At 22.7% G+C, this 6,211-nt stretch carries 7 protein-coding genes; 3 read left to right on the top strand and 4 right to left on the bottom strand.

Translation table 11 applies throughout. The features are described from left to right. A partial coding sequence (locus Q0V09_RS06490; protein WP_297487779.1) for an amino acid permease occupies positions 1-302 on the bottom strand: 302 nt, incomplete at its 3' end. A gap of 308 nt (positions 303-610) precedes the next feature. Beyond that, entirely contained in the window at positions 611-1,873 is a 1,263-nt protein-coding gene (locus Q0V09_RS06495; protein ID WP_297487781.1) for an MATE family efflux transporter, read from the bottom strand. Positions 1,874-1,958: 85 nt separating this feature from the next. Here Q0V09_RS06495 and Q0V09_RS06500 point away from each other — a divergent pair, with 85 nt between their 5' ends. Further along, the gene (locus Q0V09_RS06500) at positions 1,959-2,780 is read left to right on the top strand and encodes a MerR family transcriptional regulator (RefSeq protein ID WP_297407816.1); all 822 of its coding nucleotides are present in this window, start codon (positions 1,959-1,961) and stop codon (positions 2,778-2,780) included. Positions 2,781-2,796: 16 nt separating this feature from the next. Here the strand turns inward: Q0V09_RS06500 and Q0V09_RS06505 are convergent, their stop codons facing one another. Then, complete coding sequence (locus Q0V09_RS06505; RefSeq protein WP_297487783.1) at positions 2,797-3,702, bottom strand: DMT family transporter; 906 nt, start codon at positions 3,700-3,702, stop codon at positions 2,797-2,799. Between the two features lie 160 nt (positions 3,703-3,862). Between Q0V09_RS06505 and Q0V09_RS06510 the strand changes: the two genes are divergently transcribed. Further along, positions 3,863-4,234, top strand: coding sequence for a hypothetical protein (locus Q0V09_RS06510; protein WP_297408079.1), 372 nt, complete (start codon positions 3,863-3,865; stop codon positions 4,232-4,234). 5 nt (positions 4,235-4,239) lie between these two features. On the opposite strand, the gene Q0V09_RS06515 is transcribed toward Q0V09_RS06510, so the two are convergent. Beyond that, positions 4,240-5,514 carry an MFS transporter gene (locus tag Q0V09_RS06515; RefSeq protein ID WP_297408077.1) on the bottom strand — a complete coding sequence of 425 codons (1,275 nt, stop codon included), beginning with the start codon at positions 5,512-5,514 and terminating at the stop codon, positions 4,240-4,242. 300 nt (positions 5,515-5,814) lie between these two features. Between Q0V09_RS06515 and Q0V09_RS06520 the strand changes: the two genes are divergently transcribed. Further along, positions 5,815-6,211, top strand: a 397-nt coding sequence (locus Q0V09_RS06520) for a DUF262 domain-containing protein (protein ID WP_297487785.1), incomplete at its 3' end; no start/stop codon positions are given.

Raw genomic sequence — 6,211 nt, forward strand, 5'->3', positions numbered from 1 at the left:
AATGCAGATCCAACCATTTGCATTCCTATTAACATTTGAATCCAAAGAAGCCAAGAAACAACAAATGCCCATTTTTCTCCGAAAGCCACCTTAACCCATACTTGTGGTCCTCCTTCTTGAGGCCACCCTGTTGCTAATTCTGCAGCTATTAACGAAATTGGAATAGCAAATAATATACCTGCTCCAGCCATAAAGAAGATAGCTTCCCAACCTGCACTTGCCACTGTTGGAACATTACGAATACTTCCATAAAATGCAATACTTAATGCAATTAATTGATATAAAGTAAGCTTTTTTTTCATAAATAAATTCCTCCCAAATTATTGTATAATTTAAAATTATCCAATGGCCAATTGAATATCAAATATATTTGAACACTTGAATTTTAGCACTTTAATTTTTGTTTTTCAATAACTTTTATCATTATTTGTTTTTGAATAAGCACAATTTGTATTGTTTTTAACTTAAAAAACAGTCTTAAATTAGAGCGATAAGATCTATTATGTTTAAAATCAATAAAATTTGTTTGATTTAAAAAATAAATTTATAAAATTTTTAAAATAAATATATTTTTAACTAATTCTTTTTTAATAAAAAAACACCTGAAAATTCAGATGTTTTTTTCTTTATATAAACTTCTATTAAAAAGATAAATTGAAAATAAAATAGTTATAAATTCATTTATTGATGAAGACATCCATATTCCTTTTGTTAAAAATATTTTAGGAAGTACATATAAAAGTAAATTTATAAAAATAAGACCTCTCAAAATACTTAAAATGCATGACATAAAAGCATTTTCAATAGCTGTAAAATATGAACTTATTAGTATATTTATCCCCATTTCTGCAAAAATAACTACTAAATCATGGGAAAAAATATTAACTAAACTATAAAATAATATTCCTAATCCTAAAATAATAAACAAACTTAATTTTAAAATATTAAAAACTCTTTTATAATTTTTTGCCCCATAATTAAAACTAATTATTGGTTGAATTCCTTGAGAAAATCCTATCATTGTCATTGTTACTAGAGTAGAAATATACCCAATTATACTAAATGCAGATACCCCTTCATTTCCTATGAATTTCATAATATAAATATTAAAAGCTAAAAGAACTATTCCAGTTGTAATTTCTGTTAAAAACTCTGAAGAACCATTATATAAAATATTTATAACTATACTTCTTTTTAATTTAGTATATTTATACTTTAACTTTTCACCTTTATAATACAATACTAAAAATAACATTACTGATGTTGTTAATTGAGCAACTCCTGTTGCTATTCCTGCACCTTTTATTCCCATATTATATTCAACTATTAAAATATAATCAAGTAATATATTCATCAATGCTCCACCTAGAATGCATATAAGGGAATAATTTTGTTTTCCTTCTATTCTGACAAAACATTCTAATCCATAAGATAAAAGATAAAATAAAGTAAAAAATGAAAGATAAAATAAATATTCAGAAGAATCCTTTAATAGCAAATCATTAGCTCCTAAAAAAACAACTATATATTTTGAAAAAAATATACCTCCTAAACTTAATAATCCACCTAAAATTACAAATAATTGTATAGATAAACTATATATTTTCTTAGCTAATTTATAATTATTTGCTCCAAGTTGAATTGATATCATTGTAGAACTTCCTATTGCCACCATTATTCCAAGAGCAAATGAAAAATTAATATATGGCATAACAATATTAACAGCAGCTAAACTTTTAGAACCTAAAAATTTTCCAATAAAAATTCCATCTACAATTGTATATAAAGAAAATATCCACATTGTTAAAATAGATGGACCACCATATTTCATGGTGAGTTTTAATAAATTTCCAGTTAATAAATTTTCTTTCATAATATTCCTCCTAAATCTTTTAAATATAGTATAATCTCTTGTATAATACTAGAGTCAAATTTAATTTATAAAAAAGGAGTTAATTATGAAAGAATACTATTCAATTGGTGAATTTAGTAAAATGTATAATATTAGTGTTGATATATTAAGACACTATGACAAAATAGAAATTTTAAAACCTAGTTTAAAAAAAGATAACGGATATAGATATTATACTAAGGATCAAATTTGGACTTTAAATAATATAAGAAGTCTCAGAGAAATGGGCGTAAGTTTAAATATTATCAAAGATTTTTTAAAAAATCGAAATCTTCAAACTACAATGAATATTATTGATTATCAACTTAATATAATAAATAATGAGCTTGAAAATATTTTAAAGCTAAAAAATAATTTAATACTAAAAAAAGAAAAATTAAATTTTTTAAAAAAAGAAATTATTTTTGATGTTCCTTTTTTAAAATTTATTCCAACAAGAAATATTATTAAAATAAAAGGAAATATAAAAAAGGAAGAAGATATTGATTTTCAAATTAAATCTTTAAGTTCTAATACACTTTTTCAAGATAATTTTCTCTTTACAGAGGAAGAAAGAGGAGTAACTTTAACTTTGGATAGTTTCCTAAAAGGACAATATAATATTTATAGTGAAACATTTATTACCACAAATAATTTAAGTAAAAGCAATGGAATTTTAAAAGAAAATTTATTTTTAGTTTTATTTTTTAAAGGAAATTATTCAAATATAAATAATTCATATAATATTATCAAAAATTTTATTAATACTAATAATCTTAATATAACTGGGGACATTTATGAATTTTTTCATATAGATATTCATGCTACTATAAATCCAGAGGAATATATTACAGAGATTCAAGTGCCAATAAAAAAAGGTACCAAATAACTTGATACCTTTCATCTTAAATATTTTCTAATTTTCTTTTTTCTTTCTTACTAATTACCGGAATTATAATTGCTGTTAAAATTAATAAAATTCCACACCATCTTATTAATGATGTTTGTTCATGCAAAATTAAAACAGAACATAATGTTGCTACTGGAAGTTCAATTGAACCTAAAATTGATGATAACCCAATTCCTATAATAGGAACTCCCATTGAGAAAAATACAGGTGGGATTACATTACCAAAAAATGCTAGTGGAATTCCATATTCAAATCCTGATAAGAAAGATATGTTTCCAACAAATAAACTTTTAAAAAATACAATTACTAAAAAAATAGTTGCACCTGTTATCATACAAGCACTTCTTTGTATAGGGTTAACATAAGTTATAACTTTTCCATTAACATACATAAATACACAATATGAAAGTGCTGATAGCAATCCGAAAACAAGACCTATAGGATTTATATTAAATCCATCAATTAATACATTTGAAGCTAATAAAGTTCCTACAATAAGAATTATTAGTGAAATAAATTTTTTCATTTCTAATTTTTTTCGTTCTAAAACACACTCTATTATATTTCCTATCCAAGTAAATTGGAAAAGTAATAATATTGCCATTGAAGCTGATAGATATTGTAATGATTTATAATAAACTATACTTGTGCAAGCTGTTGAAATTCCTGAAAACATTAAAATCATTGCTTCTTTTGATTTAAATTCTATTTTATAATTTTTATCACTTACTTTTTTATAAAAAATAAATATCCATAATAAAACTGCTCCTAAAAATGCTTGCGATGTGGAAATCTGACCTAAATTCATCCCTACATCGTACGATTTTTTTACAATTGTTGATAATACTCCAAAACTTACTCCACCTAACAAAACTATTAAAACACTTAATTTTCTATTCATAATTCTCTCCTTATTTTATGTAACTGTCGAAAATTATAACACAAATTAAAGACTAATTCAAATATTTGATTATTATAAAAAGAAAAACTGCTTTTAATTATAATAATAAATTACAGACCTAAATTTTATATATAATTTTTAATATTCAAAGGAGGGAATTATGAAAAATATTTTTACTCTATTAGCTTGTTTAACTATCGTAGGATGTACTTCTAATCCATATAAAAACTCTTATACTACTGATAAAAATACTCAAAAAATACAATCTATTAATAACACTTTAGTTACTCCTATTGGAGAAAGTCAATTTCAAGGAAAAAATAATATAAATAAAAATGACTCTATTCAATTTGCCAAAGAAATAGATGCTGATATTATTCTCTTAAATAAAAAATACTCTCATACTGAAACTAAAACAATTACAAAAATTATTCCTGTTCGTTCTTATTCTGCAACTTCACTTTATGAATACGAAAATTTTGATTTTCATATAGATAAGTATTTATACACTGCTAAATATTTTAAAAAATGAACCATTTAGGTCTGTGAGAGAGCTTTTATGCTCTCTCTTTTTATTATTTTTAATAAACTATAACTACAAACACAAAATCCTAAAACTCCTGTAAAAACAAATAATAAAGCAATAGCCCCACCTTTTGTATTTCCAAAATATAACTCTATTAGTTGGAAATTATTTTTAACAATTCCTTGAAAAGAATACTCTACAATTAATCCACCTAATAACATTCCTATTGGACGAGATAAAGATTCTAAAGTATTTCTATAGGCAAAAATTCTCCCTCTATTTTCTTGTTTAATCTTATCTTTCCAAATATATGCTTTATTAGCATCTGAAAAAGGAATAAAATATGAAGCAAAAAAGGCTCCTAAATACCAAACTACATTATTTCTTCCAAAAGCTAAAAATAAATCTCCACATAAAAATGAAAAAGCTATAGATATATAGATAATTTTTTCTTTAGATATATTAAATTTAAATATTGATACAGATATTCCTCCCAAAATAAATCCTAATCCTAAAAACATATTAACAAAACCTAAAATCTCTCCATTATTTTCTGTTCTTTGCAAAATTAAAGGAGAAATTAAACTAAAATATGTCATTCCTGAAAATAAATTTACTAAACTATAAAATAATATTAAAGTTTTTAGCTCTTTTATTTTTTTCACTTCATTAATTGAAAATTGAAAATCATTCCAGATTTTTTTCAAGTTAATTTTAGAAGTTAATATATTTTCTTTAGGAATATTCATATTAAACAAAAATATTGATGCAATTAAAAAAGTCAAAATATCAATGATTATGATATTTTCCATTCCAATATTAAAATATAAAAAAGCTCCAATAATAGGACTTAATAACATTGAAACTCCAGATAGAAAAGATATTAATCCATTAAACTTTATATACTCATCATTTGAAAAAATAATAGTTTTTAAAACTCCCTTTGATGAATCTTGAATACACGAAAATATTCCACTAATAAAATTCAATAAAATTATCAAGGGAATATTAACCTTATCTAATTTAAATAAAATAAATAAAACTAATGAGCTTAATCCTATTAAAAAATCAGCAATCAATATTAATTTTTTCTTTTCCATTCTATCAATAATAGAACCTATTATAATTCCAAACACTATTTTTGGTAAAAAAACCGATATTGATAATAAACTAAAAGTTAAAACATTTGGATTTTTACTATTAATCCAAAGAATAATTCCAAAATTTGTTATTGTACTTCCAAGTTCACTTAAAAATTGAGTTAATATAAATAATAAATTTTTCATTTCCTATATCCCTCCCTTTTTATATTATACCATATACAAACATTTCAAACTATAAAAATACATTTATCTGATTTTTTAAATTGCATTTTTAAACTAAATATGATATTACATAATAAAAGATTAAAAAGGAGAGTTTTATGAAAAAAAGTAAATCTGTCACAATAAAATTAAGAAATAGACATTCTGGAGCTTATTTCTTTAAAATAAATACAGAAAATATTAAAAGAAATTTTAATAGCATTGATGATTAATTAATTTATGTATATAATATAAATATAAATTAATCAAAGGAGAAACTTAGTGGAAGCATCAACTACAATAAAAGGAATGATATCTCATAGTTATATTTACGTTCCTAATTATCAAAGAGCTTATTCATGGGATACTCCAACAAACTCTAAAGATAATAAGACACAAGTAGATATTTTTTATAAAGATTTAGAAAATTATATTAACAGTAACTCTAAAGTTCCATATTACTTTGGACATTTTTTATATGAATTAAAAAATGATAATAAATATGCAATAATTGATGGACAACAAAGACTTACAACTATTATGATTTTTTTATCTGCCTTATTTCATAAAATGAAAGAAATTTCTATTTTAACAGATGAAGAAGAAGAAATTTATGAAGATTTAGTTATTAGAAGAAATAAATTAAAATTTGAAACAGTTAAATACGACAACCAAATAT

The organism is uncultured Cetobacterium sp. (genome assembly GCF_947039425.1).
Lineage (GTDB): Bacteria > Fusobacteriota > Fusobacteriia > Fusobacteriales > Fusobacteriaceae > Cetobacterium_A.